The sequence below is a fragment of the Rheinheimera nanhaiensis E407-8 genome (assembly GCF_000296695.1).
GTDB lineage: Bacteria > Pseudomonadota > Gammaproteobacteria > Enterobacterales > Alteromonadaceae > Alishewanella > Alishewanella nanhaiensis.
The window spans coordinates 1-25500 of the sequence record NZ_BAFK01000010.1 but is presented as its reverse complement, the minus strand read 5'-3'; the positions used below and the strand labels follow the sequence as shown (position 1 = coordinate 25500).

Genomic DNA, 25500 nt, shown 5'->3' with positions numbered 1-25500 from the left:
TCTGACTAGGCCATTTCAGCCATGTCACACAACGCCAGGCTTTTTAGCTCTGCCAGCGGCAGCGCCTGCTCACCGGCCAACAGCATTTTCTGGCCGATGCCGGTAAACAGTTGTTCATGCAGTTGTTGCCAGTCAGTGTCTTTACCCAGCCGCTCAGAGATGCGGCTGCTGCCGACATAGGTCAGCGGCACAAACACCTCGCCCTGTGGGCCATCTTTAATAACAATTTCCGCACGCCGCCATACGGTATCGAGCAAAGATTCCGGCTTTTTCAGCTGCAGGCTGTCAATTTCATCAAAGCGGGCCAGGTAAAACTTGCCATCGGTGCCAAATAGCTCCAGGTACGCGCCCAGGCTATCGTCAATATCACGCAGCTCGCTCACCGTACTGCCATTTAGCTCAAATGACGCCGCCGGCCGGGCCGCTTCCATTTGCGCAGCCGCTTCAGCCGCAGCGGCATAATCCTGCTCCTTCAGCGCCAACCGTAGCGTTAACAAGGCTTCAAACAGCTGATCCGGTTCGCTAAACAAGGTCGCTGTCATGCCGCCCTGGTAAAAATCCTGCCGGGCAGAAGCGGCGCGGATCAACTGGCGCAGGTTAACCGCACCGACCAGAAAATCCGGATGCTGGCGCACCATCATATCCAGCTGTTGGTCGGCTTTTTCTAACGCGCCCTGGATACACAACAATTCGATGTAACAGGCCCGCACATCGGCATTGGCCGGATCGTCACGCAGTATGGCAATAGCGCGCTCAGTTGCGCTTATCAGTTCGCCTTGTTTGATAAAAGTCTGTAATTGTTTCACGGTTAACCTCACGCTGTAGCAGCTTGTTTAGGTGATAACTCGGCAACCAACTTTACTGTTGTAATCATTTGATCTAACTGAAAATGCGGTTGCAGTTGAATAATGGAGTAATAGCGGCCCGGCTCGCCGCGCTTTTCCCGCACCTGAATGCGCGCTTCGCGCAGCGGGTGACGCGCCCGGACGTCGGTTGACGCATCCGTCGAGGCGGTAGTGTAATTGTGCAGCCAGCGCTGCAGCTCCTGCTCACAATGCTCGGCAGACTGATAGCCGCCCACCTTATCGCGGCCTATCACCTTGATATAATGTGCAAAACGGGCAACACAGAGGATGTATTGCAACATGGCGGATAAACGGGCGTTCACGGTCGACAGCTTATCGTCATACACTTTGGCCTGTTGCACCGAGGCATTGTTATAAAAGGCAAAATAATCGCTGTACGGCACGGCTGACAGCGGTACAAAGCCATTGTCAGATAACTGCGATTCAAAACGATACCCCACCAGTAAATTGACCGACGGCTTATTGGCGTTTTGATACTTTTCTGTCTCATAACGGCTGACCGGCAAATCACACACCAGGCCAAAACTTTGCTGGCCAGCTTTCATACCGCGAATTTGGGCAAACCAACCGGATTCGCTGTAGGCTCTGACCAGTACAGCGGCAAAGGCAAAAGCGGCATTACCCCACAGGTAATCCTGCTCGCTGTTAGCCAGGGTTTCCCGAAACACAAAACCTTCCGTGCGCGAGCCATCGTCTTTGTATGGGCTGCGCATCAGGATCTGCGGCAGTACCACGCCTAAAAAGCGGGCATCTTCCATCGCCCGTAATGAGCGCCATTTTATGTATTCAGGTTGTTTAAACTGGCTGCCAATGTCAGCAACCTGACCAAGCTCAGAGAAATGATCGACACCGAACAACGACGGGTGCGCTGCGCAAATAAAGGGCGCAAAGGCTGCCGCTGCGGTACGGGCCACTTCTTTTAGGGTGTCTAAATCGTTACTGAGCTGGCCGGGACGTATTTTGTGGCTGATCTGATAATCGCCAATTAACACACCAAAGGGCTCACCGCCGGGCATGTCAAACTCGTTGTCATAAATCAGCTTAAAAAAGTCACTTTGATCAAAATCAATGGCGCGGTTGATGTCTTTACTCAGCTCAGCCCAGGATAACGACAATAGCTTTACTTTAATCTTCTGCTCGCGATCATGCCGCTCGGTTTGCTCAGCCAGATACAACAAGCCACGCCAGCTGGCTTCCAGCTGCTGAAACGCACTGTGATGAATAATGGCGTTTAACTGCTGGTTAATCAGCTGGTCGATATCAGCAATAGCGCGGCATAACAACGCCCTGACCTGATCAACCCGGTTAACGTTGGCAACGGCAACATGTTGTTGCCAGTACAAAATAGCGGCTAACGGGTCTTGCTCGCGTAAAAAGCGCGCTAGCACACCACTACGCTCCAGCCGGGTATAGGCCGGCTGCTTGGCATCTTGTGCTATGGCATCACTAAAAGATGGCTGTGTAAACACATCCTGTGATACGAAACTTACCGCGTCAGCCATGACATCCTCGTCCACTTCATTCAGTTTGGGCGACAACCAAGGCACAGCAACCGGGGGATAACGGCCGCTGCGCCAAGTTGTTATTAACCACCCATCTCAGGGATTTTTGCCACTAAACGCAGTGAGGTAGACAGCTCTTCTAACTGTAACCAGGGGCGTAACCAGGCCACCGCATTATATGAACCCGGACGACCCGGAATTTCACGCACCTGCACTTTGGCATCGGCCAGCGGATAACGCGCGCGCACTTCCTGACCACTGCCTTCTGAGGCATTAACGTAGTTCAGGATCCAGCGGTTTAACCAGACTTCAACATCTTCGGCTTCCATAAAACTACCGATCTTGTCGCGCGCCAGAACTTTTAAATAATGGGCAAAGCGTGACGTTGCCATCAGATAAGGCAGACGAGCTGAAATTGCCGCATTAGCTGTCGCTTCAGGGGTGTCGTATTTCTTCGGTTTTTGCGCCGTTTGGGCACCGAAAAACACCGCATAGTCGGTATTTTTATAATGACACAGTGGCAAAAAGCCCATTTTACCCAGCTCAGCTTCACGCCGGTCAGTAATACCAATTTCGGTTGGGCACTTCAGATCCGGGTCACCATCGTCACTCATAAAGATATGGCTGGGTAAACCTTCAACCTTGCCACCACCCTCTGCACCACGAATAGCAGTACAGAAACCATACTGAGCAAAGGCATTGGTCAGCTTGGTACCCATGACATAAGCAGCGTTCATCCAGCAATAATCAGCATGGTTAGTGGTTTTGGCTACGCCTTTATGCGGGTCAAGCTCGAACTCTTCAAAGCCAAATTCTTCAATCGGCGCAGTTGCCGCGCCATATGGCAGGCGCGCCAGTACCCGTGGCATGGTCAGGGTAACAAAGCGTGAATCGTCGCTGTCACGGAACGAGCGCCATTTGGTGTATTCCAGTGACTCGAAAATTTTCTCTAAATCGCGTGGTTTAGATAGTTCAGTCCAGTCATCAAAACCAAATAACGCCGGCGATGAGGCTGAAATAAACGGACAGAAACCCGCTGCAGCCACGTTAGACATGTAGGTTAAGGTTTCAATATCTTCCGGGTGATTGGTGAACTCGTAATCACCGATAATAGCGCCGTATGGCTCACCGCCCGGGGTACCAAATTCTGACTCATAGACTTTCTTGAAAGTCTGGCTTTGGTCAAACTCGACCGCTTTGCTTAAATCCTTATACAGCTCTTTTTTACTCATGCTGATCATGCGGATCTTAAGCGAAGCGCTGGTCTCAGAGTTCGTCACCAAATGGTGCAAACCACGCCAGCTACCTTCTAACTTCTGAAATGCCGGAGCATGCATAATGGCGGCTAACTGCTCAGAAATCAGCTTATCCAGCCGGTTAATGGCTTCGTTAAAGGTTACCGTTAAGTTCTTGTTCCAGCTTACCGTGCCGCTTAAGGCTTCTTCGGTTAGGGTACGCAGTAACTCTTCCGCACGAGAGGCGTCAGTTTGTTTAGTGGCGCCAATCGCTTGCTCTAATAACGAGCTGCTGGCCAGCGCAGCATTATCATGTTGTTCTAATAAGGCTTCAGTGCTCATGTTATTTGCTCTCCACGCTCAGATCCTGCGCCAGCTTCTGCAAGTCTTCGTTATTGTTCAGCACGCGCTCCAGGATATTTTCCAGCTCTTCTGAACGGTCAATCTTGGTCATCAAATCGCGCAGCTTATTGCGTGTGGCCATCAGCTTGTCTAACGGCTCTACCTGCTTAACAATGGCTGCCGGTTCAAAATCCTGCATCGACTTAAATTGCAGGTCGACACTGAACTCGCTGCCATCAGCGGCTAATTTATTTTCCACTTTGAAATTCAGTTTCGGGTTCATCCGTTTTAACACTTCATCAAAGTTATCGCGGTCTATCTGCACAAAACGACGATCTTTTAACGGCTTTAACGCCTCGGTATTCTGGCCGGCAAAATCACCCATTACGCCAACAACAAACGGCAGCTCTTTCTTAACCGCAGCTCCTTCTGTTTCGACGTCATAAGTAATATGCACGCGGGGCTTACGCACCCGGGATAACTTGCTATGAATACTTTCCATTGACTTTCTCCTGTTACTCAGCTGTTAAGTGTTTCAGTAAGTGCGTTAGCACTACTTTTGTTGCGGGATCCCCGCCAGCCGGAAGTAATGGTTGCGGCTGTTGTTATCATCAATTAATTCCTGTAGCAGCTCAGGCAAACTGAGGCCACTCCAATGCACGACCTGCTCGAGGGCGTAAGAAATAGGCGAATGCGGCTCAGTTTTGCGAAAAAACTCAGCCGCCTGCTTCAGGCTAAGCAACACCTGCTCGCGGCTTTGCACTTGTTTTTGCACCGGATCTGCTGCTACGGTGCCGTCATCATCGTGCTGCGGTTCAGCATTTAGCTCAGCCTGCTGTGCCAACTTATCTGCTGCCAGGTAACGCACCGCGTCCAAACACTTTTGCATCGCCTTACTGATGGCACTGGTAGGCTGGGGCTCGCCGTTCATTGCCGCGTCCATGGCTTGCGACAACAGGTTAAACTCGGCCATCGCCGTTTCAATTTGTTGCACCAGTTGCTGGTAAAAGCCAGCTGAGCTTTCTGCCACGGCGTCTTTAATTTGCTCCAGGCTGGCAATACCGGCATCGGCTTTTTGCTTTTGCCGTTTCTCGTCTTTGCGGGAAATATCTGCCGCACGCTGATACTGCCAGCAGGCAAACTGACCATGTGCTGTCAGCTCAGTTAGCGGAATGCTTAAAATTGGCGTGATCAGGGCACCATCACCTTCGTAACCATTTAAGCCAATCAGCGGTGCAATGCGCACTTCCATGCCATCTTCATCCGGCAAGGGGTAAACCGTGGGCCAAAAATGTTCAATCAGCAAGCGGGTAGTTTTAAAGCCGGTAGCCAAGCCAACAAAACCGTGGGTACGGCATAAGGCTTCAATTAGCCAGGCACAGTACTCTAAATCTTTTACCTGCTGGCACAACAAGGTGGGAATTTGCTCCGACAATGGCCGCCAATCTATGGCCAGCGCCTGAAAATCCTCATCTTCGGCCAGTAATGAGCGCTCGTTCGCTCTGGCCTGACCGCGAATATCTTTCAGCTGATAATACTGTGAGGTAGGTGAGATATCGCTACGCGGATCGATGCCGCTAGGCGAATCAGCAGATATCGCATTAATTAACAATTCAAAATCAATTAATTCACTGTAATCCATCACAACAACCGAATACGAACATGAAACAGCGAATAATGTTACTTTAATGTTTTATTAATGACAACATTTAACTTATATTTTCTAATTTTTAATAAATACCGGAATGGTTTTGTCTTTTTCGTTTACATTTTCAGTGTTGTTATCCACCTTGACTAAAATACAGGTGACGTTGTCACGCGCCCCTGCCACCAGGGTAGAATGTAATAGTGCCCGGTTAGCCTCAGCAATATTATTGTGCGCCAGATACTGATAAATCTCGTCATCACTCAGTTCTTTATTCAGGCCGTCACTGCATAATAAAAACACATCACCGGGCTGCCAGACGCCGCTAATCACATCAATACTCAAATGCGGATCAACGCCCACCGCCCTGGTGATCACATTCGCCAGCTCATGATGCTCAGCCTCCTCACTGCGCAGTAACCCCTGCTCTACCATTTCATTGACCTGAGAGTGATCGCGGGTAATCTGTCTTAGTACATTGTTACGCAATAAGTAGCCACGGCTGTCACCGGCCCAGAGAAAGTGATAATGCCATTTGTCCAGTAGCAGCAGCACAACGGTGGAACCTGCGGTATGACCGTTCAGGTGCTTTTCGCTGTATCGGCACAATTCCTCATTAGCCTGTAACAACGACTCTGTTAACAGCCGCACAGATACCTGTGCCGCCCGCTGTACAGCCACCTTAATGGTATCTACCACCAACTGACTGGCAATGTCGCCTGCGGCGTGGCCGCCCATGCCATCGGCAACCAGCCAGACACCGCTATCGGCCAGATCCAGACAGGCGTCTTCGTTTATTTTGCGCACCAAGCCTTTATGGGTCTGGGCATGAGATACCACCTGTTTCATTTACTGTCGGTTCCATTGCTGAGAATTTGCGCTTGCTGCCAATGCCCGCGTTGCCACTGACCGTCAAGCATGGCGCCAAACTGGCTGACTTGCGGCAACCCCTGGGTGATCAGGGTGCATGGTTCAACTAATGGCGAGCCATCAGTCCACCAGATACAATAGCGGCCAAACTGTTGCCGGTAGCTGTGATGCAACAGCTGTTCAGCCTGAAGCGGGTTGTTTGCAGTCAGCACCCAAGCCGAACGCCCCTGCGCTGGCGGCATTGCCGGCGTGGTTAGCGCTTCAGATACCGGCCAGCTGATATCAGCAGTTAACAGCGCCGCTAACCAGGGCTCAAACACAAAGTCGTCTTCCAGCGTTTGCAGGATCTGCTCTTGCAGCGCCTGCGCCCAGCTATCGTTCAGCCGCGCGGATACCGGCGTACCTTGCAGGCGCCGGGCCAGGGTAAAGGGAAAATGCCGGCCCACCTGATCGACACTTGGCATCAAAGTACCGCACATGGCCTCCTCACCGCACACGCCTGCAGAGAGTGCAAAGTGCCAGACCGGACTGGTCAGGTAAGTGTCAAGCCAGGCCGTGCCCAGTTGCTCACGGCTCACCGCTAACACCGCCTGCAACCATTCTTGCCAGCTGTCGATAAAGGCGGTGGACAAATTCTGCGCGACGAAATCGCCCCGGCTGGCAATTTTGCCGCACATGCCAATTAAATTTACAGACTGACCGGACAACTGAAAGTCTCCAACGCATTACTCCAAAACGGATTGTTAACAGTATCTGGCACCAGCTCGACCCGTGCTTTATTACCCTGCACTGCCAGATGCAGCGTCATATCGGTGCGGGTTTGTGGCCGCTGTTCGGTCAGCGCATCAAGGAAGCGGAACCAGGACCACTCACCTTCCTGACTGATGTTCGATGGCAAGCCAGAGTTAGCCGGTGTAAACACCAGCCGGGTTTGTAGCTTATTGCGATCGCCGGGCCAGAAGAACTGCCGTGAGCGCGTCGGGCCGTGGCGGTAAGACAGCTCCTGCCCGTCAAGCTCCAGCAGCAGGTGGGTAATGTGCCTGTCCAGATAGACGGGTTTTAAACTAAAACCGACCTGCAGTTTCTGGCTGCCATCAGCAAAGAATGCCGCTCTGATCTGTCTGGCCTGCTGGAAGGTTTTCAGCACACTGTGATCCAGACCAATATCGCGTTTAAAGGTCCAGGTTGCGCGACTGGTATTCACAAAAGGCTGTAAATACTCATTAAAAAAGCTGTCCAGCGTGCCGCCATAGCCAAAGAAGCGTTCAAAATCGCGCAGCTTAATGTCATCTTTACTGCGCCGGTTTAGTGGGTAACGGCCGGCAATAGCCCTGCGGTATTCGGCTAATACTTTGCCCTGCCAGGCTTCATTAATATGCTGGCGGCTACCCTGGGCAAATAACTTGCCGGTGTCGGCCGACAAATCGGATAGCCAGTCAGAAAACGGTGCCGGCACATCACTTTTCAGCCGGCGCAGCGCCACAGAAAGCTCATCACCGCCTTCACCATTTAACTGGTTAACATAGGCCTGACGGGCCATACCACCGGGAATATATAAGCGTTCCAGATAGTCATGGTACATGCGGCTGGTCTGGGCAATTTGCTCCAGCTGGGCATCGCTGATATTCAGCACCTCAAAAAACGCCAGTTCCACTTCTTTGCCCGGTAGCTGCTGTTTTAACGCCGACATATCCTCCGGTAACAAGCGCTGCAACCTGGAGGTCTGGCCGGAAAACTGCGTTTGTGCCACCTTACCGGCGACATCGGCCGCCATCGTCATTTCGGCAGAATCCGGCAACGCCGTTAACCGCACGTTTTGCTGCACCGCGCGGATAATGCTTTGCACCGGCTGCTCCGGCCCCGCCAGCACCTTGGTAACAAACACGCCCTGCTCAACATCAGTCACCGGCCGGATGCTGATATCCGCCAGCAGCTCTTGCCACAGATAGACATAATCGCGCAGGTATTTCTGCGTTACCTGCTCTGACAGGGTGCCATCGGCTGCTTCATCGCCATTGTCTGTCAGCTCACCATATACCCAGCTATCTTCCATCAAACTGCGGATAATGCGGCGTTTTTCCACATTAAACAGACCATGAAAGCCCTTGTAAGTGTAAAGGCCTGAAATGCCCTGCTGCAGTGGCTGGCCACTTTTACGCTGCACCACTTTTACGCCATCGCTGCCAAGCACGTCTACCAGACGAAAATCCGGAATATGGCTTTTACCCAGCTCAGTGCGGATGCGCTGATAAGCGCGCTCAGCCAGCGGCACCGTCAGCAACATATCGCGGGCAGAGGCTACGACATCCTGATCAAGCTGCGCGCCTTTTACGCCTAACTCCAACGTAGCCTGCAGGTGGTTTTGCAGCGATAAGCGCAGGCTCTGGCTGACATCACCGGGATACTGCCGCTCTGTATACAACGCAAACCAGGCATTTATTTGCTCCGCTTCAAAGTGCTCAGGGCGGAAGATCATCAGATAGGTTTTCAGCGTTTCGTATAAATAATCACGATGCTCAGCATTTACCTGCATCTCGTCGGTCAAACTGGCCAGCAAATAAGGCACAAAACGCTGATAGAGGGCATTCTGATACGCCGTTTTTGCAGCCTGGCCCAGCTTATCCCCCTGGTACAAGCCTAAATTCTTCGGCCCATCAGTAGGCAGTACGCCGGCATAACCCGCGGGCAGGTCGCGCAGCATATTCAGCTCGTCATTAAGCGCAACAACGTCTATCTCGGTTCTCGCTGTTGCCGTTAACTGCTGATAGCTTTGGATTTCAGTTGCTACCTGATCAACCAGATCTTTATTCCAGCTGTAGCTACCCGCCCAGCCTGCCACTAACCAGGCCGCGCCAAGCGCTGTTGCCGCTAACACTCCACGGCGAATAAGCCGGTGGCGGTTTTTATGTTGCAGGTTAACGGAGGCCAGCTCACGCTCGGGAATAACAATCTCTTCGAAAAAGCGCTTTAAAAAGTAGCCTTTGCCCTCGCCGGTTTGCCGGCGCAGTGGCGGCTCGGCCAGGCCGAAATTGCTGCCTAACTGCGACATTACCCTATCAATTGGCACGCCTTCCTGCGTGGCGCTGGCAATATAAACGCCGCGCAGCATAGTGGCTTTTTCAAACGGGTTGGGCGCAAAAATTTCCTTTAAAAAATCATCCGCTGCGCTTTGTAACAACCTGAGCTGGCGCGGAAATTCGTAAATGGCCGCGCGGTTTTCCTGATCGTGCTCGTATTGCAGCCGGCTGAATAAGCGCTGCGTCAGCCGGTTGATAATGGCATGAAACTCGCGGTTAAACTGGCTGACCACGCCTTTTTCACTGTCAAGCTGATTGGCGTCAAAGGTCATACCCCATACCTGTTCGCGCTCTTCTTCGGTCAGGTTGTCAAAATACTCGGTAAAGCCGGCGATAAGGTCAGCCTTGGTAAACATCACATACACCGGGAAACTCATGCCCAGCTGGTTTTGTAATTCCTGTACCCGCTGCTTAATGGCACGGGCGTGCAGATTACGCTCAGTACGGGTTTGGCTGAGTAAATCGGCCAGGCTGACAAAGACAATAACACCGTTAATCGGCCGTCTGGGCCTGTGCTTGCGCAATAAGCCTAAAAAGCCCTGCCAGGCGCTGGAGTCCTGGCCGGCGTGGCTGTCCTGTGTGGTGTAACGCCCGGCTGTATCTATTAACACGGCCTGATTGGTGAACCACCAGTCACATTGGCGGGTACCGCCGATACCGCTAATCGCGTCGGCGCCCATATGTTCTTTTAGCGGAAATTCCAGGCCGGAATTATGCAGCGCCGTGGTTTTACCCGAGCCTGGCGGGCCAATCAGCATATACCAGGGTAGCTGATAGATATCACGGGCTTTGCCAAAACGGGCATGCTTTAAAATATCCAGCGCTTTTTGCATGCGCTGGCGTAACACTTCAATATCACGTTTGGCCAGCTCATCCTGTTGCTGGTGTTCATCGCCATTCAGTAAGGTGTCTACTGCCTGACGGTGCGAGCGGCTCTCGCGCAGTCCTCTGATATAGTGGCTGGCCCCCCATACCAGTGCAATCACCAGTAAGGTCGCCAGTCTGGCGCTGGCACTGGCTAAGGGTTCATGGCCGGCAATGGCCAGCAGCGGGCCACCAAACCAGATCAGCAGCGCCAGTGCAAGCAGCCCCAGCACAGTAATAAAAACACTGGATTTCACGACCGCTAACACAGATCGTAGTACGGCATTGGCTTTCATAACATATCCCTTGTCTTACGCATTAGGGTAACAAGTCTATTTCGACGCGGCGGTTCAGCGCCCGGTTGGCGGCACTGTCGTTGGGGGCTATCGGGTTAGCATCACCGTGCCCTTCCGGCCATAAGCGGCCACGCAAGTCGGCACCTGAGGCCAGCGCATCAGCCATGGCATTGGCTCTGGCCAGTGATAAGTGCCAGTTTGACGGGTACTTACTGGTAAAAATTGGCAGATCGTCGGTATAACCACTCACCAGAATACGGCCTTGAGTGCCCTCCAGCGCGCGGGCAATTTTGGTGGCTACCGGCACAAAGCCTTCATTAATGCCGGTGCTGCCGGGGCTGAATAATTGGTCTAAGCCAACGCGAATACGCACCCGATCCGGCAGCTCTATGACTTCCAGCAGCTGACGACGAATTTCAGTTTGCAGCAGTTGTTGCAGCCGGATCGCATCCTGATGCGCCTTGGCCGAGGCCGGTTGCGGCGTATCCTGCTTTAGCACCACCAGATTGTTTAACTGGCGGTGCACCTCGTTGGAGTAACCATTGATCTGATAGGTTAACAACATATAGCAGCCCAACAGTGCCGCCCCTATTACCGAGCAGAGCACCCATAGCGGAAACTCGGCTTCAAGCTGATTGGCGGTAACCACCTGACTGCGCCAGCCCGGCGACAGCTCACGCGGCGGCTCGCCGCGCTGCGAGCGAATGGCTTTAAAGGCGCGTTCACGAAAGCCTTCCAGCTTTTCAAAGCCGCGCTCTTCTAAGCGCATTTTGCCGACAAAACCAAAGGACAGACACAGATACTGCAGCTCCAGCAGCAGTAAATGCTCCCGTGGTGCATTAATGGCAGCCTCCAGCAGGGTAAAAAAGTATTCACCGCCAAAGGTTTCGTTGTGAAAGGTCGACAACAAGCTTTCCTGAGCCCAGTCACTGTTACCACCCCAACTGGTGTTGAGCACGGTTTCATCGATAAAAGCACACATACAATAGCGGGCTTTTTCAATCAGCTCTGTGCTGACGTTTTTATAACGCAGCTGCTGTTCATACTGATTAATCAGCTGAATGCACTGGGTTTTAAGGCCGGCCACATCGGCATGTGACGCCGTGCTGCGAATAGGCGACACCAGGGAAAACAACGCCCCGGCCTCATCTATCAGCACATTGTCACTGACCGATAACACTTGCAGCCGCTGACTGGCATCAGCGGGTCTTACATTGGCCGAAATGCGGGTTTTATCGTTACTGCCGGTATCTTCCGGCGTTACCGGCATAACGGCGGCCTTGGCCATACCGCGGCCACCGGGCCGTGGCTTCATTACTGTTTTATCTGACATGCGTTGCCATCCCTGTTAGTCCTGTGGCGCGAAGCCCACTCAGGCTTTAATCGCCCAAAGCTCCAGTTTCAGCCCCGGGTAGTTACCGGACAGATGCAGTGCTAAACCACCACTGTTTGCCAGGCGCTCCCAGTAAATACTGCCTTTATCCAGTTGGAAATAATGGTAGCCAGCATGGTAAGGCACCTGACGGGGTGCCACCGGTAAACCGGTTACCGCTATACCTGGCAACTGGTTGTTCACCAGTTCACGTATATGCTCTACCGGGCCAATTTTTAAGCGCGCCGGCAAGTGCTTGCGAATATCGTCGGCCGGTAAATCGGCCGATACTGCCAGCACAAACTGGGCATATTCCAGCAGGCTCTTGTCGGTAAGCGGTGACACCAGAATGCCAAACTTGGCCTGCTCCAGCGGCAAAGCCTGCGCCGTTTGCTCAAGCACCACACTTAAGGTTTGGTTCATGATCACGCTTAAGTTACCAAATACTGTGGTCAGCTCGTCATGCTGGTAAGCTGGAAACTGCGGCGGGCGTTTCTGTCTGGCGGTAAAGGTAGAAAGCTCACCCAGCATCGCCACCATTAAGCGGTACAGGTTAAGCGGATGCTCCAGTACGCCGGTTTTTAAATGGCGTAGTACCGGCTCATAGCGGTTAAGCACCTGCAGCATTAAAAAGTCGGCAATCGAATTGGCGGTGCCCTGGCCTTTGCCCAAGCGATCGGCTAAGGCATCAGCGCGCTGACACAGCATACCAAGGGCTTCGCTGACAAAGGCCGTCAGCTCGCTGTCTTGCTGAATATCCAACAGCGGCGGAATAAAGTTTTTTAGCAGTTTAACTTCACCCTGCTCGGTCACTTCACGAATGCGCGCCACCGGCAAGCTGATAAAACCGCCTCTGTCTTCTGAACCCAGCTTAAACAGCAAACGCAGCTTGGCCAGTTGCAGCAGCTCAGTCGCATCATCGCTTTGGCTGTTATCCGCCACACTGTGCTCGGCATAGCCGTAACGGCTGATATGGTCGCTGCCCGTTTCGGCGATATTCTGGCCGTGTGGTTTATCTATCGCCAGACACAGATACACCAGCTGATCGCGGCAGCTTTTCGGGATCTGTACCGGTTCAGGCAGCGCTTCAACTTCCGGCAGTTGCAGCACAGTGCCATCGGCTAATATCGCCTCTAGCTTGGTCAGGGCGAATTGGCCAAACTTCAGGCACTGATGATCAACCGTCAGCTGCCGGATGCCATAGCTGTATGGCAATTGCATCGCCATTTGCTGCACGCGGCAATAATCATGAAAACGCTCCTGCTGCTGAAAATGCTGCGGGCGTAAAAACAAGCCTTCAGACCAGGCTATGCGGCTGTAATCACTCATGGCTGTTGCTCCAAAGGCCGCTTAACGCTTGCGCTCTAAGTCATGCTCACGGATATACACCGCCAGTTTGTCGACATAGACATAAAAATCGTCATAGCCGGTCGGTTTTACATCAACCACAGCGCGCCAGCGGGCGCCTTCAATATCCCGGTAGGCGGCAACTACTGCCACAGCCTTGGTCGCCGGTTGCAGCGCCATTTTATATTCGCTGCGCTGGCCCGGTTCAAACACCAGCTCATCTTTTTTCAGTAAATCGGTGCGTAAAATGGCCTCGGGGTTGTCATACAGGGCAAAAAAATCCTGGTTTTCAAACACCGTTTTTGAGGCTAATTCATACACTTTAATGATCACCGGCGAGGGGCGGCCCTCGGCATCGGGGTTAATATCAGCCGCTACCCGAAAATGTAACTTGGTCGACGGTGGAAAGGTGGCATATACCGCCTGACAACCGCTTAAAAAGATCATGGTTAATAGCAGCAACAACAGTGCTTTTAAGCTATTCATTTGTACTACTCCTGATGGTTTTATTGCCAAAACGGCGTGTTAACCCTGACGCAGATAAGCTTCGTAGGCGCTGATAAAATCATCATTCACGCCCTGTTTGTGTTTATCATTAACCTCGCCAGCCAATTCCTGATGCAGCGCTTTATATCTGGCCCATAACCGTGCCTGGCGCTGTGCCGGATTTAACTTATCAAACAAGTTGCTGCCATAATCAGCCGCTTCCAATCTTTCAGGTGCCAACTCTGCCATCAGGCCCGACATGGCGCCGCGAGCACCGGCGATAATCGCGGCCTCATGCCGGCTAATGTCGCTAAAGGCTTCAGCAATGGCCTGACGCGCCGGCATAAAGCTGCTGCCCGGGCGGTTAAACAGGTTGTGAAAGGCATCATCGAGATTGGCAGAGAATTTCAGCGGATTATTTTCCCGCTGCTGAAAAGTGGTTTGGTTGACGCGAAAACTGCTTTTCACCTGCGAGCGTTCATGCATCACTGCAATCACGCCTTGTAGCGCTTGTTGCAGCGCCTGGCCCAGTTGCAGCCAGCACTGTTCGTTTTGCATGGCGGCCTGGTTTGCCTCTGATAGCCCCAGGCCACGGATAAAGGCCTGTACACAGGCACTGTCGCTGCTGTTACCAGGCTGGCTTTTGCCGCTGGGAGCAGAAAGTGGCTGTTTTACCGGGCTTAAGGCTGTCGCCGGCTCCTCTTGCCAGGGGCTTTCCCAATCGTCAGGAATAAGCGCCGCCGGGGCATGAAAGTGCTGATCCAAGTTATCCAGCGTTAAAGTGCTCTCTGCGTTAAACGCCAAACTATTGCTCACCGGCGTCTGGCGGGCGGGTGCGCCAGTGACACTACTGGCATTAGTTGTGCTACTTGTAGCGGCGTTAAACAGCGGCTGAGAATTAAACGTCGGCGTAATGGCCGCTGGTGCAAGCTGGCCAATGGTTAAGCCCGCTGCTGCGTCGGTGTGGCGGTTAAGCGGCGGCTTTTGCGTATTCTCTGCAATCAGGCTGTGCTCGGTGCTTTTCTCAGCTGACACACTATCAATCAGCGCCACCTGGATCTCGTAATCGCCCAAACACAAAATGTCACCGTGATGTAAACTGTGGCTGTTGCCCTGCCCTAAAGGCTCTACCGAACGGTTAACAAATAAGCCGTTGGTCGACTGATCGGTAATACGGAACTGGCCCTGTTGAAAGCTGATAATGGCATGCACGCCCGACACTACCCGCTCGGGATCAGGTAAATACCAATCCGCCTGCTCACTGCGGCCTAAACTGCCGCCCTGGCTGTCGAAGCGCTTTACCGCGACCTGACGGGGTGATAAACGGTGGTAACTCAACACTGACAATTCAAGTAACATATCCCTTTGCCCCACATTAAACTCCTGGCTGTCAGCAACACAATTTATTAACCATAAATCGGCCGCAAAGGTTAAGTTAAATTTATTGTTACGTCAATAGCGGATAAATTAACACATAAGTTAAATACAGTCGTGACGATAGCGGATATTTGTGAAATAATTGCGCAAATTTTGACATTTTGCATCAGTTAGTGATTTTTTCACCCCACCGGGTTTGGCAAGGAGTACATAATGACAACACAGGACAGTACCAGTGTTAACAGCCTGAGCAACGACACCGCTATGGATGCGGATAAAACCCGTTTTGCCGTAAAACTAAAAGCCAGCAAAGACAGCAGCAAAGCCACCACCACGCTGGAAACGGGCATGCTGATTAAACAGCGTTATCTGCTGGAGCATAAAATTGGCTCTGGTGGTATGAGCGATATTTATCGTGCTACCGATATCTTTTTACAACAGGCCGGAGTAAGTAACGCCAGTGTGGCGATTAAGGTATTACAGCAGCAATTTGTTGATCAGACCGAAGCGTTGCAGCTGTTGTTGCAAGAAGCGCATAGAACCCAGCAACTTGCCCACCCTAATATAGTGCGGGTGTTCGATGTTGATAGTGACAACGGCCTGTATTTTATTGTGATGGAGTACCTGGACGGTGAGAGCCTGGAGCAGGTTATTAAACGCTACAAACCTAAGGGACTGCCGTTAAAGTCAGCGTTAAAGCTGCTACAGCAGATAGCAGACGCGCTGAATTACGCCCATCGCTTAGGCATAGTGCACGCCGATCTTAAACCGGCCAATATTATGGTAAACCGTGCCGGTGAAGTTAAAGTGCTGGATTTTGGCGTGGCGCAAAAACTGCAACTTAATCACGATATTTACGCCGCCGAGCAGCAAAGCCAAACCGCGCCGTTAAGTGGCTACACGCCGGCCTATGCCAGCGCCCAGTTACTGGCCGGCAACAGCCCTTGTGTCGCCGATGATGTGTTTTCCTTTGCCTGCCTGACGTATGAGCTGTTAAGCAGCAAACATCCGTTTGACCGGCTACCGGCCGATAAAGCCGCAGCGGCGCAAAAAAAAGCGCCTAAACCCGCTCATGTTAATGTATTGCAGTGGCAGGCATTAAAACGCGGTCTGGTGTTTGATGGCGCAGCACGCAGCACCAGCATTAGCGGTATTATGCAACAGCTTAGCCGGCCGCTGTGGCGGCCGGTTGGCGCCGCTGCGGCGGTTGCGCTGTTAGGTGTTGGCGCCTGGCAATATCATCAGCAACAACAACAGGTGCTGCTGGCAGCCGAGGCACAAAGCGCGCAGTTAACAGCGCAGCAGGCGTTGTATCAGCAGTTGTCTGAGTCGTCGCCAGCCGAGCTATTACAGGCCGTGCAACTAGCCGATACCCCTTTGCTACAGCGCGAAGCTGTGCTACGCAGCCAACAACGGCGCTTGATCAGCCATTTTGAGCAGCAAATTGATTTACTGTTAAGCGATCGCAGCTTTAACTACCCCAATTACCCTGAAATTGAACAAATTCTGGCGCAGGCCACGGCACTCTATCCCGACTCACATTATCTGACCGATCTGAGTAGCAGTATGGCGCGCAGCAAGCAAACAGCGCTTGAAGTACTGCGCGGCCAGTTAAGCCAGCTGCTGCTAAACCAGCAATATGCACCGCAGCCAGAAGGCAATGATCCATACAAGCTGGCAGCAGAATTAACCCGCATTGAGCGGCGTTATCTGCTGCAACCAAGCGCCGACGAGGCGGCCGTTTACCGCGACAGCTTTAACCAGGCCGTGGCCAGCAATGATGCAGTAGCACTTAAACACCTGATCCGGGTGGGTGAGCTGATGTTTGCCGATTATAGCGACACTCAGGCACTGGTAAGTCAGGGCCGGCAGCTTGCCAGCGCAGTAGAGGCGATGGCGGCCTATCGCCAGGCAGCGAATGCCGGCCAGCCAGCCGAGTTTCCTTATCAGGCGGCTGAGCTATTCTATCAGCACAGCTTTTCGCTACTGGAGCAGGAATTACAGCAAAGCGCCAAAGCCAATGATGTTGATGCGGTATATGATAAGTTACAGCAGTTTAATGCTCAGGTACCGGCAGATTTCTCGCTGCATATGGCGCTTAGGCGCAAACTGGCGGATAAATATCTGGCGATGTCCGGCGAGTTGCTGCAGTCGAACCAGGTTCGCACCGCAGAGCGCCTGATGCGCCGCGCCAACGAGCTGATGAGTAGCTTAAACAGTTAACCCTCTAGCGATACGCATCTATGCCCTGACACAGCTGGCGGATCCCGCTAATAGTGCGGGGCGTAGTGCGGTAAATAAGATCGGCCTCTATCGCTAAAAACTGCTGCTTTTTAACCGCTGGCAGCGCGCTAAAGCGTTGCCAGTAGCGCCAATCAGCCATATCAACCTGTTTTACCGGTTGAATAATCAGCTCTGGCGCCGCCAGCAGCAGCTGCTCTATACCCACTTGCGGATAATCGCCTTTAACCCGGTTAAACACATTTTGCGCGCCGCACAGCGTTAACATTTGCTGCGGCCAGGCATTGTTGGCCACCGTGCTCAGCGGCGCTGTGCCCATGGCAAAAAATACCGGCAGCGGCTTTTTATGTTGGTACTGCGCTCTAAGCTCGGCTAACTGCTGGCTAAATGCCTGTGCCACGGCTTGCGCCTGCGCTTGCTGGCCACTTAGCTCACCAAGCTGAATAAGTTCGCTCGCGATATCGTCAAGCGTCAGCGGATCAGAGTAGGCGATACGGATACCCAGTGCCTCTAAGCGGGCCAGCTCAGCAGCCGGATTGCCGCTGCGCCAGGCAATAACTACATCTGGTTTTAACGCCAGCACGGCTTCTAAGTTAATACTGGCATAACTGGCGACACTGGGCAGGCTTTGCGCCTGCGCCGGGTAGTCGCTGTAGTCACTTACCGCCACCACTTTATCGCCGGCGCCGATGGCAAACAGCATCTCGGTAATATGTGGCGCCAACGCGATAATGCGCATCGGCGTGCGCTCTGCTTCGGTGTTTGTGTCCGTGCTGGCATTAGCAACTGCGCACAGCAGCACCAGCAACAACAGTGCGTATTTCACCAGTCTATACCCCGCTGCGCTTTAATGCCGTTATCAAAAGCATGCTTGAGGTTTTGTACTTCGCTTACCGTGTCGGCCAGCTCTATCAGCCGGCGATGACAAGCGCGGCCGGTAATCACCACATGCTGCCCGGCCGGGCGATTTATTAAGGCGCGCTCTACCCGCTCCAGCTCAAGATAGTGATAACTGACCATGTAGGTCAGTTCATCCAGCAACACCAGATCAATAGCAGCATCGCTTAAAAACTGCTCGGCCTGCTGCCACACATGCTCAGCCGCTGCCATATCGGCGGCTTTATCCTGCGTATCCCAGGTAAAGCCGGTGGCCATCACGGCAAATTGCACGCCATGCTGCGATAATAAATTGCGCTCGCCACAATCCCAGCTGCCTTTAATAAATTGCACCACAGCGGCGCTCAGGCCATGCCCCACCGCCCGCGCTACCGTGCCAAAACCCGAAGTAGACTTGCCTTTACCATTGCCGGTTATCACCAGCAGCAGGCCCTTTTCAGTGGTGGCGGCGGCCACTGCTGCATCTACCTGTGTTTTCAGCCGCTGTTGGCGCGCCTGGTGCCGCTGCTGTTTTATGCTGTCTGTCATTGTTGCCTCATGCTAGGTCTGCTTTGCCCGCATTAGGGTTAAAAAGAATAGGCTGCCCACCAGTGAGGTAATTACCCCCAGCGGGATCTCCTGTTGTGGCAGCACAGTACGCGCCAGGTTATCGACCCAGATCAGAAAAAGAGCGCCCAAAAGCGCCGAACCCGTGAGTAAATGTAGCGAAGTAACGCCAAACAACCGGCGCACCAAATGCGGGATCATCAGACCGACAAAGGCAATACCGCCACACTGCGATACAATGCAGGCGGTTAACAACGCCGTCGCCAGCAGTAACACTAACCGTAAGCGGCTGGTGTTAACCCCCAGGGTACGGGCGCTTTCATCGCTTAACAGCAGCGCATCCAATTGCCGGCGCAGCGCCAGCGCCAATAGCAGCACCAGCAGGGTTACCGGCGCCAGCAGCAATACGCTTTGCCAGTCGGTGCGGCTTAAGCTGCCCATTAACCAGAACATCACCCGGTTGGCGGCAAAGGGCTCGGCAAAGTACAAAATAAAGCTGCTAAGCGCGCTTAACATAAAAGACACCGCCACGCCGGCCAACAGGGTCACCTCGACCTTGCGCCAGTGCTGGCCGGCACAAAACACAAACACCAGCGCTACCGCAAGCAAGGCCCCGGCAAAAGCCCCCACCGCCACGCTGAATAACTGCGCCGGCAGCACTACGCTAACAATGGTAGCGCCCAGGCCGGCGCCGGCCATTAAGCCAAACAAATAAGGGTCGGCCAGCGGGTTACGGCTGACATTTTGTAAAATGGCGCCGCTGACGGCCAGCCCTGCCCCCACCAGCATGGCGCAGAGTAAACGCGGCAGGCGGATCTGCCAGATCACCGTATCGGCCAGTGCAGGCGTACCTGCTGTGCCAAACAATACGGCGATGATGTCATTGATAGAAATTTCAGCGCTGCCTAAGGTTAAACTGAACACAGCGCTGGCCACTAACAGCAGCAAGGTAATAAGTAACATCAGCGGGTAGTTGCGCTGACGTGGCAAACTTAAGCGTGCGGCAAGTTTAACCATGGTTATGCCGCTCCCGGTGGTAAAAAAGTAATTTGCAGTTTATCCAGCGCCGGATGGCGGCTTACCTGGCACTCTAGTGCAAATACCTGCTGTAACTGCTGATGCTGCAATACCTGCTCTGGGGTACCAAAAGCCACCTGATGGCCTTTATTTAGCAATAACAAGCTGTCGCAATAAAGCGCCGCCAGGTTTAAATCGTGGATACACACCAGCACCGGAATATTCAGCTCGCGCAGAAGCTGCAGCACCTGATGCTGATATTGTACATCCAGATGGTTAGTGGGCTCGTCCAGCAGCAACAGCGCCGGTTGCTGTACCAGTGCGCGGGCGATATACAGCCGCTGCAGTTCACCACCGGATAAGGTATCAATTAAGACGTCAGCCTTATTGGCAAGGCCTACTTTATTTAGCGCCCGCGTTACACTGGCGCGATCGCTGCTGTTGGTGGTTTCAAACCAGCTTTTATGCGGCAACAGCCCCATGGCCGCTACCTGAAATACCGTCAGCGCAAACAGCGGTGGCGGATGCTGGCTTACCACCGCCAGGGTGCGGGCCAGTTGCTGGTTAGTGTATTGGCTAAGCGGACGTTGGCGCAGCAAAATCTGGCCACAAGTGGGCGGCAATGCGCGCGAAATAAGCTTAAGCAGGCTGCTTTTACCGGCTCCATTGGGGCCAATAACGCCCAAGATCCCCTGCTGTGGCAGCGAAAATGCAATATCCTGCAGTACAAGCTGACTCCCCAACTGCAGCGACAACCCAGATACCTTCAGCACACCAGTACTCCTGACCATGCAGCAGCCAGCCGGGGCAAAACCTGGGCTCTGGCGCTGCTGTGAACTCCCGCACAGAGACGTTATGTAAGCCCGGGCAGGTCTCCTGACTTAACGCGATACCCCACAAGCGCCTTCCCGGTAAGGTACCAGTGGCTGTTGCTTGCAGCGCGTATTACAGTTGCGGGTACAGTGCAGGCGTTTCACCTGCTTCCCTTTTCAGCAGCGTTAAGCTGCACCTGAGCGGCGCCAAGTGTAACAGACAATAGACAACAGCGGCAAAATGAAAAACGCCAGCACGTGGCTGGCGTTGGTGACCGGGTGAAAAAGTAACACGGCTATGCTTAGTGCTATTCCACTGCACTTGCGACTATTCCATAGCGCCTTTTTTATTCCACAGCGCTTAGCAGGGTTTTATCTAAGCCATCTTCAGTTAAAATTTTCACCACGGCCTGGCAATGCTCTACGGTAAAATCACCTTCAGCAATCTGCGCGTTTAGCATGTTGCGGCGCTTCATTACGATGTCAGACACCATTTGCTGGTTTGCGCCCTTTTCACCGCCCATTTTGCTGTACAGTTTATCTAAATACGGATACAGATTTTTTTCTGCATCATAGGCGCTTTGGCGCACCGACGGGTGAAAATCCTGACAGGCATTTAAGTTCAACAAGTAAAAGTTCAGGTAGCCAGCCACCGTCACCAGTTTATAGTCTTGCGTGTTCGCCTGGGCTGCCGCACATACTGTGCCTGCAGTGAGTATCGCCGCAGCAATCATTGCACTTAGCCGTGTTTTCATTATTACGTCCTGTTTGTCGGTTAGCGTTGCTATTCAATCTAAACAGAAGTTGGCGTTTTTGCAATCTTCTGCTTTTAAATAAGCGCCCGATAAAACAACTAAGCGTTTTTATTACTTAACACTGACCATTGCTGCCAACAACCTACCGCAAAAAGACTACCAATCAATAAACAGATAGCCGAACTCACTAACCAAAACGTCAGGCTGTTTTCCGGGAACCTTGGCATTAAGCCAACAAAGGCAACGCCACGCAGTAAAAATATACTGCTAATCAGCAGTAGCGCTAATCTTGTCAGCGGTAAACGCTTTATTATTCCTGCGCCCGACAGAGCATACAGCGCCCACACTAACAGCACCAAAACGATAACAGCGGTAACGATAGTCGGATACCAAAGCCCCTGCTCCGCCATACGGGCCATCTGCTCACCTGCACCAAAGAAGCGATACCAATCGCCGCCAAACACAATGCAGCCAAGATGAGCAAGTGCAGCGGCAAAACAACATATTGCCGCAGCCAGAAGATATTTATTGTTAGCAGAGGGCATTTCTCATCCTTGAATGTTGTTAGCTGTAAAAAGTAGCGGCGCTAGTTTTGAGCGAGCATCGTCAGAAAAAGCCTGTATTTGTTCCGGTTCTACATTTACTGCAGGGTTATTAACCAACTGGTTATACCATTTAGTCAATCTTAACGCATCGTCAGGCTTTGCTTCACGAACTATCAAATTAACACCTATTTTTCCTAAATGAGCTAAGTCCAGCGTGTGCATGTAAACATATGAGCGTCGGCGGCCGCAGGCTCTGAATGACGCAGTTTGTGATACATCATTTTCGTTTTATACCGTATAGCCAATCCAAACCTTGAATGGCCGTAGTCGGGAATGCTGTGGCGTGGCTGGCACCTGCAACGACGACAAAGTTTAGCTCCATCTCTGCGTTGCTTAATGCCGTAATTCTGTCTCTGAGCTGCATGGCACCTGCAACCATGTCTTGCCCTTCGCCAAAAGCTGGCGTTTCATACTCGCCTACGGATAAATACACTTTTATCTTCGTCTTTGCTTTGGTCAAGGGGATATTTAGTATTGCGTTATCATCAAACCAAACCGATGGGCTCCCCAATATGTAGCTGGAAAACAAATCCGGTTCAGTAAATAAAATATAAGCACCAAACAAACCGCCCAGTGAATTACCGACAAAGGTTCGATCCGTTTTGCTCGCCCTATATTGGCTCTCAATAAATGGCATTACGGTTTCACGTAAAAAAGCCATGTGCGCTTTAGCATTGCCAGTCTGCTGCTTCCAGGCTTTCGCTGATGTTGGCGTGTAGTCTCTGATCCTGCTGCTGGCACCCGCCGAACCTTTCTCATACGATACCGCCACAATAATTACATGCTGCATTAGGCCGCTGTTCATCGGAAAACGCATGGCACCACTCACAATTGGAAAGCTGTAATGCGCGTCGGTAAGGTAAATAATCGGGTAAGTTTGGTCAGTATTCGCGGCGTAGGAAGCAGGCAGCTGAATAAACACGGGGTAAATACGCCCACTGGATTTTTCTTCAAGCTCAATCACTGAACTTCGTGGTAATTCATATGGTGTGGCGGCACTCAACGTAAAACAGACCAGCAACAATACCGAAAATAAAAACAACTTCATTTGCTTACCTAACCAAGAAGAGCAACGCCAATTTACTAACCGTTTGCTGCAAACCCACAAACTAGCGAACTAAAACTTTTGCCGCTGCCGCTAACAAAACCAAACGCGAGCAAAGCCAGAATAAAACTACTGAATAAAACCGTTAAAACCCGAAAACCTGCTAATGCCAAAATTTAGCGTGACGACTGTGCAGCTGCCGTTTGCGTCTGCGCTGTCGTTCGCTTCTTTAAACCCCAAATACTAACGCGAATAACCCAATATGCTGTTAAACATAAAACCAGTAACACCGGCCCAGCAAGGGTATAGATATTTCTCATCGCGTCGGGAATAACCTGAGACTGCCCAAGAAAAAAAGAGGCGGTGGCAATAAGCATGGCAAAACCTATGCGCCAAACATGGCGAACGAGTTGCCATTTGTGCTTAAGCCTTCCTTTCGCTATCACACGGATATCTAAAGCCGCTGCTAAAAGTGATATTACACCAAAAACAATGATAGCTTGCACAGGATTGCCGTCTATTGACGACAAACCATTGTTTAACGCGGTTAAACCGGTATAAATTGCATAAACTCCGATGGTAAAACCTAAAGTCATAAAAATTGAATGGATTATTAATGCATTATTCTTAGGAGGGTGAACGGTTAAATAAGCCGTAACCACAAGATAAAATGTTACAAGACCAGCAACCATATTAAGCTTTTCCGTAGCGAGAAACGCTAATAATGCACCTGAAATGGTCATTACTATCATTGAAAGAACAAAAGCCAACCCGAATTTTTTATGTAAATTGCTGCCTTTTGTCACTGCAAAACTTAATGCACCACTAATGAGTGCGACTGTGCCAGTCAAAATGTGCAAAAAAACCAGCATAATACAAACTCCGATGTTTGTTTACATTGAAAGCACAACTTAACTTCAGCGGGGGTTAAAAGAAAACTGAAATTTGTAACTAAACATTCCAGGCAGCCTGCTAACGCATTACTAATGGGCTGACGCAGCGCAGCAAAAACACCACAAATAAAAATGGTTGTGCGAAGAAAATGAATACTTAGCGCGTAACGCCCCGCGCATGCGCGCGAACTTGTGAGCATCGCAGGGGCGTAGGCCCTGAATGACACAGATTGTTATATTTTTTTATGCTACAAATCTCTTGGCAACATTGGCAACACGCTGCCCCAGATACTTTGCTGTTACTAAATCGATCGCATTTAGTTCGCCATCTTTAGAGTGTGCAATTAAGCCAGATTGAGCGCCAAGCCTGTTACGCCCTTCGGCATCACAGTTACCTGGTATATCTAAACTTGCCCATAACATGCCATGTTGGTTTGCGAAAATTTGCATGTATTGAATGGTGTTCAACTGATCACCACTTAAATTCGAGCCAATGGTAAAACCACTGGCAATTTTATTAGACCAAGCTTTTTCAGCCCAAAGATCGCCTGTAGCATCAGCAAAAGCTTTGAATTGCGCCGATACACAACCCATAAATGTGGGTGAGCCGAAAACCATTGCATCGACATCTTTGAGTTGTTCTATCAGCGCTAAGTTTTTAAAACGCCCCTCAACAATATCAGTACCAACAATTTCAGCAATAACAGCATCAACCCCAGAAACAGAACGAATGCCCGAAGCTACTGCTTCAGCAAGTTTCTTTGTCGTGCCTGATGCTGAGTGAAAAATAATTGCGACCTTGACCACTTAACTATCCTTAAAAAATTTAACGCCGCCATAAACGGGTGCCGAAGCAACGCGTAGGCAGTCCGGTGGAGGCCGCGTTTTTTTTGCGGCCGGAACGAAATTAAGCAATTTGTTAAATTGCTTGCCCGATAAATACAAAAACTGTGATTATTAGAGCTATTAAAGGCATTGGAAGCACCAATAACATAATAATGGTTTTAACCCATTCTAAAACTCTGCTCACTAAGTACCACATTGGATCGGCGGATTGCCGGGAGCCCAAGCTTCTGAAGGACAGCAAAAAACACACGATAAAAAAGCACTGTGCTGCGGCAAAACCAAACAGCAAACCGAACACTCCGGTTAAGCTCAACTGCTGACTCGCACTGTTGCCTGCAATATAAAAGAAACATACTAAGAAGAAGAAAAACGAAACTGTAAAAAACTTAGTTTTGTCAGAATGCTTTAGTGCAAGTTCATGCAATATTTCAGGTGATACCACTTACTACCTCGTACAATTTAACGCCGTGCTCTGCGGCAATTTTGGAGCGAAGCGTAAAAATTGTCCGTCAGCAGCGCCTTGATACTCATTGAGCCTTCTCCCCAGCCCAGCCATTTGGCTAA

The 25500-nt window shown here is 51.5% G+C and carries 24 protein-coding genes and 1 riboswitch; of the genes, 1 reads left to right on the top strand and 23 read right to left on the bottom strand.

All coding sequences use genetic code 11. The features are described from left to right. Positions 1–5: 5 nt before the first annotated feature. The 12 genes from RNAN_RS09785 to tagH form a co-directional block, all read right to left on the bottom strand. Entirely contained in the window at positions 6–806 is an 801-nt protein-coding gene (locus RNAN_RS09785) for a type VI secretion system accessory protein TagJ (protein ID WP_008221290.1), read from the bottom strand. An 8-nt stretch (positions 807–814) separates the two neighbouring features. Next, the gene (tssC, locus tag RNAN_RS09780; protein ID WP_202802288.1) at positions 815–2413 is read right to left on the bottom strand and encodes a type VI secretion system contractile sheath large subunit; all 1599 of its coding nucleotides are present in this window, start codon (positions 2411–2413) and stop codon (positions 815–817) included. 38 nt (positions 2414–2451) lie between these two features. Next, a complete protein-coding gene (gene tssC / locus RNAN_RS09775) occupies positions 2452–3945 on the bottom strand; it encodes a type VI secretion system contractile sheath large subunit (RefSeq protein ID WP_008221285.1) in 1494 nt (497 codons plus the stop codon). 1 nt (position 3946) lies between these two features. Then, on the bottom strand, positions 3947–4447 hold the full coding sequence (gene tssB, locus RNAN_RS09770; RefSeq protein WP_008221282.1) for a type VI secretion system contractile sheath small subunit: 501 nt from the start codon (positions 4445–4447) through the stop codon (positions 3947–3949). 51 nt (positions 4448–4498) lie between these two features. Further along, the gene (gene tssA, locus RNAN_RS09765; protein ID WP_008221281.1) at positions 4499–5587 is read right to left on the bottom strand and encodes a type VI secretion system protein TssA; all 1089 of its coding nucleotides are present in this window, start codon (positions 5585–5587) and stop codon (positions 4499–4501) included. An 81-nt stretch (positions 5588–5668) separates the two neighbouring features. After that, positions 5669–6439, bottom strand: coding sequence for a PP2C family protein-serine/threonine phosphatase (locus RNAN_RS09760; protein WP_008221280.1), 771 nt, complete (start codon positions 6437–6439; stop codon positions 5669–5671). Further along, the gene (gene tagF / locus RNAN_RS09755; RefSeq protein WP_008221278.1) at positions 6436–7167 is read right to left on the bottom strand and encodes a type VI secretion system-associated protein TagF; all 732 of its coding nucleotides are present in this window, start codon (positions 7165–7167) and stop codon (positions 6436–6438) included. Before tagF ends, RNAN_RS09760 begins: the two co-directional genes overlap by 4 nt. Next, positions 7149–10697, bottom strand: a complete 3549-nt coding sequence (gene tssM, locus RNAN_RS09750; RefSeq protein WP_008221276.1) for a type VI secretion system membrane subunit TssM — start codon at positions 10695–10697, stop codon at positions 7149–7151. Before tssM ends, tagF begins: the two co-directional genes overlap by 19 nt. 22 nt (positions 10698–10719) lie before the next feature. After that, complete coding sequence (gene tssL, locus RNAN_RS09745) at positions 10720–12030, bottom strand: type VI secretion system protein TssL, long form (protein ID WP_008221274.1); 1311 nt, start codon at positions 12028–12030, stop codon at positions 10720–10722. A 39-nt stretch (positions 12031–12069) separates the two neighbouring features. Continuing rightward, complete coding sequence (gene tssK, locus RNAN_RS09740; protein ID WP_008221272.1) at positions 12070–13398, bottom strand: type VI secretion system baseplate subunit TssK; 1329 nt, start codon at positions 13396–13398, stop codon at positions 12070–12072. A gap of 21 nt (positions 13399–13419) precedes the next feature. Continuing rightward, positions 13420–13902, bottom strand: a complete 483-nt coding sequence (tssJ, locus tag RNAN_RS09735; protein ID WP_008221271.1) for a type VI secretion system lipoprotein TssJ — start codon at positions 13900–13902, stop codon at positions 13420–13422. Between the two features lie 39 nt (positions 13903–13941). Beyond that, the gene (gene tagH, locus RNAN_RS09730) at positions 13942–15276 is read right to left on the bottom strand and encodes a type VI secretion system-associated FHA domain protein TagH (RefSeq protein WP_008221268.1); all 1335 of its coding nucleotides are present in this window, start codon (positions 15274–15276) and stop codon (positions 13942–13944) included. Between the two features lie 216 nt (positions 15277–15492). On the opposite strand from tagH, the gene RNAN_RS09725 reads away from it, so the two are divergent. Next, the gene (locus RNAN_RS09725; protein WP_008221267.1) at positions 15493–17502 is read left to right on the top strand and encodes a serine/threonine-protein kinase; all 2010 of its coding nucleotides are present in this window, start codon (positions 15493–15495) and stop codon (positions 17500–17502) included. Between the two features lie 4 nt (positions 17503–17506). Here RNAN_RS09725 and RNAN_RS09720 read toward each other — a convergent pair whose 3' ends face one another. From RNAN_RS09720 to RNAN_RS09670, 11 genes are all read right to left on the bottom strand, one after another. Continuing rightward, complete coding sequence (locus RNAN_RS09720; protein ID WP_008221265.1) at positions 17507–18346, bottom strand: cobalamin-binding protein; 840 nt, start codon at positions 18344–18346, stop codon at positions 17507–17509. Then, on the bottom strand, positions 18343–18945 hold the full coding sequence (cobO, locus tag RNAN_RS09715; RefSeq protein WP_008221263.1) for a cob(I)yrinic acid a,c-diamide adenosyltransferase: 603 nt from the start codon (positions 18943–18945) through the stop codon (positions 18343–18345). The genes RNAN_RS09720 and cobO overlap by 4 nt, the downstream gene beginning before the upstream one ends. A gap of 12 nt (positions 18946–18957) precedes the next feature. Next, positions 18958–19980, bottom strand: coding sequence for a FecCD family ABC transporter permease (locus RNAN_RS09710; protein ID WP_008221262.1), 1023 nt, complete (start codon positions 19978–19980; stop codon positions 18958–18960). A 2-nt stretch (positions 19981–19982) separates the two neighbouring features. Continuing rightward, positions 19983–20753: an ABC transporter ATP-binding protein gene (locus tag RNAN_RS09705; protein WP_008221261.1), complete on the bottom strand. Its 771-nt coding sequence runs from the start codon at positions 20751–20753 to the stop codon at positions 19983–19985. A gap of 76 nt (positions 20754–20829) precedes the next feature. Then, positions 20830–21008: riboswitch (cobalamin riboswitch) on the bottom strand. Positions 21009–21139: 131 nt separating this feature from the next. Then, positions 21140–21547, bottom strand: a complete 408-nt coding sequence (locus RNAN_RS09700) for a hypothetical protein (RefSeq protein ID WP_008221259.1) — start codon at positions 21545–21547, stop codon at positions 21140–21142. 98 nt (positions 21548–21645) lie between these two features. Continuing rightward, positions 21646–22092, bottom strand: a complete 447-nt coding sequence (locus tag RNAN_RS09695) for a hypothetical protein (RefSeq protein ID WP_008221257.1) — start codon at positions 22090–22092, stop codon at positions 21646–21648. Positions 22093–22095: 3 nt separating this feature from the next. Further along, positions 22096–22314 carry a hypothetical protein gene (locus RNAN_RS09690; RefSeq protein ID WP_040551973.1) on the bottom strand — a complete coding sequence of 73 codons (219 nt, stop codon included), beginning with the start codon at positions 22312–22314 and terminating at the stop codon, positions 22096–22098. A 55-nt stretch (positions 22315–22369) separates the two neighbouring features. After that, positions 22370–23200: an alpha/beta hydrolase gene (locus tag RNAN_RS09685; protein WP_040551972.1), complete on the bottom strand. Its 831-nt coding sequence runs from the start codon at positions 23198–23200 to the stop codon at positions 22370–22372. A 173-nt stretch (positions 23201–23373) separates the two neighbouring features. Then, positions 23374–24069, bottom strand: a complete 696-nt coding sequence (locus RNAN_RS09680) for a DUF2306 domain-containing protein (RefSeq protein ID WP_008221254.1) — start codon at positions 24067–24069, stop codon at positions 23374–23376. Between the two features lie 264 nt (positions 24070–24333). Further along, positions 24334–24897 (bottom strand): flavodoxin family protein, encoded by a 564-nt coding sequence (locus RNAN_RS09675; RefSeq protein WP_008221253.1) that lies wholly within the window; start codon positions 24895–24897, stop codon positions 24334–24336. A 112-nt stretch (positions 24898–25009) separates the two neighbouring features. Next, positions 25010–25378: a hypothetical protein gene (locus RNAN_RS09670; RefSeq protein WP_040551971.1), complete on the bottom strand. Its 369-nt coding sequence runs from the start codon at positions 25376–25378 to the stop codon at positions 25010–25012. Positions 25379–25500 lie beyond the last annotated feature (122 nt).

Bases quoted from the DNA above. Each gene is read 5' to 3' on its own strand.
- RNAN_RS09680 (WP_008221254.1), bottom strand. From the start codon at position 24,069: ATGCTGGTTTTTTTGCACATTTTGACTGGCACAGTCGCACTCATTAGT.
- RNAN_RS09725 (WP_008221267.1), top strand. From the start codon at position 15,493: ATGACAACACAGGACAGTACCAGTGTTAACAGCCTGAGCAACGACACC.
- RNAN_RS09700 (WP_008221259.1), bottom strand. From the start codon at position 21,547: ATGAAAACACGGCTAAGTGCAATGATTGCTGCGGCGATACTCACTGCA.
- tssL (WP_008221274.1), bottom strand. From the start codon at position 12,030: ATGTCAGATAAAACAGTAATGAAGCCACGGCCCGGTGGCCGCGGTATG.
- tssA (WP_008221281.1), bottom strand. From the start codon at position 5,587: ATGGATTACAGTGAATTAATTGATTTTGAATTGTTAATTAATGCGATA.
- tssC (WP_008221285.1), bottom strand. From the start codon at position 3,945: ATGAGCACTGAAGCCTTATTAGAACAACATGATAATGCTGCGCTGGCC.
- RNAN_RS09710 (WP_008221262.1), bottom strand. From the start codon at position 19,980: ATGGTTAAACTTGCCGCACGCTTAAGTTTGCCACGTCAGCGCAACTAC.
- tssB (WP_008221282.1), bottom strand. From the start codon at position 4,447: ATGGAAAGTATTCATAGCAAGTTATCCCGGGTGCGTAAGCCCCGCGTG.
- RNAN_RS09695 (WP_008221257.1), bottom strand. From the start codon at position 22,092: ATGCCCTCTGCTAACAATAAATATCTTCTGGCTGCGGCAATATGTTGT.
- RNAN_RS09760 (WP_008221280.1), bottom strand. From the start codon at position 6,439: ATGAAACAGGTGGTATCTCATGCCCAGACCCATAAAGGCTTGGTGCGC.
- RNAN_RS09685 (WP_040551972.1), bottom strand. From the start codon at position 23,200: ATGAAGTTGTTTTTATTTTCGGTATTGTTGCTGGTCTGTTTTACGTTG.
- RNAN_RS09690 (WP_040551973.1), bottom strand. From the start codon at position 22,314: ATGCACACGCTGGACTTAGCTCATTTAGGAAAAATAGGTGTTAATTTG.
- tssK (WP_008221272.1), bottom strand. From the start codon at position 13,398: ATGAGTGATTACAGCCGCATAGCCTGGTCTGAAGGCTTGTTTTTACGC.
- cobO (WP_008221263.1), bottom strand. From the start codon at position 18,945: ATGACAGACAGCATAAAACAGCAGCGGCACCAGGCGCGCCAACAGCGG.
- tssJ (WP_008221271.1), bottom strand. From the start codon at position 13,902: ATGAATAGCTTAAAAGCACTGTTGTTGCTGCTATTAACCATGATCTTT.
- tssM (WP_008221276.1), bottom strand. From the start codon at position 10,697: ATGAAAGCCAATGCCGTACTACGATCTGTGTTAGCGGTCGTGAAATCC.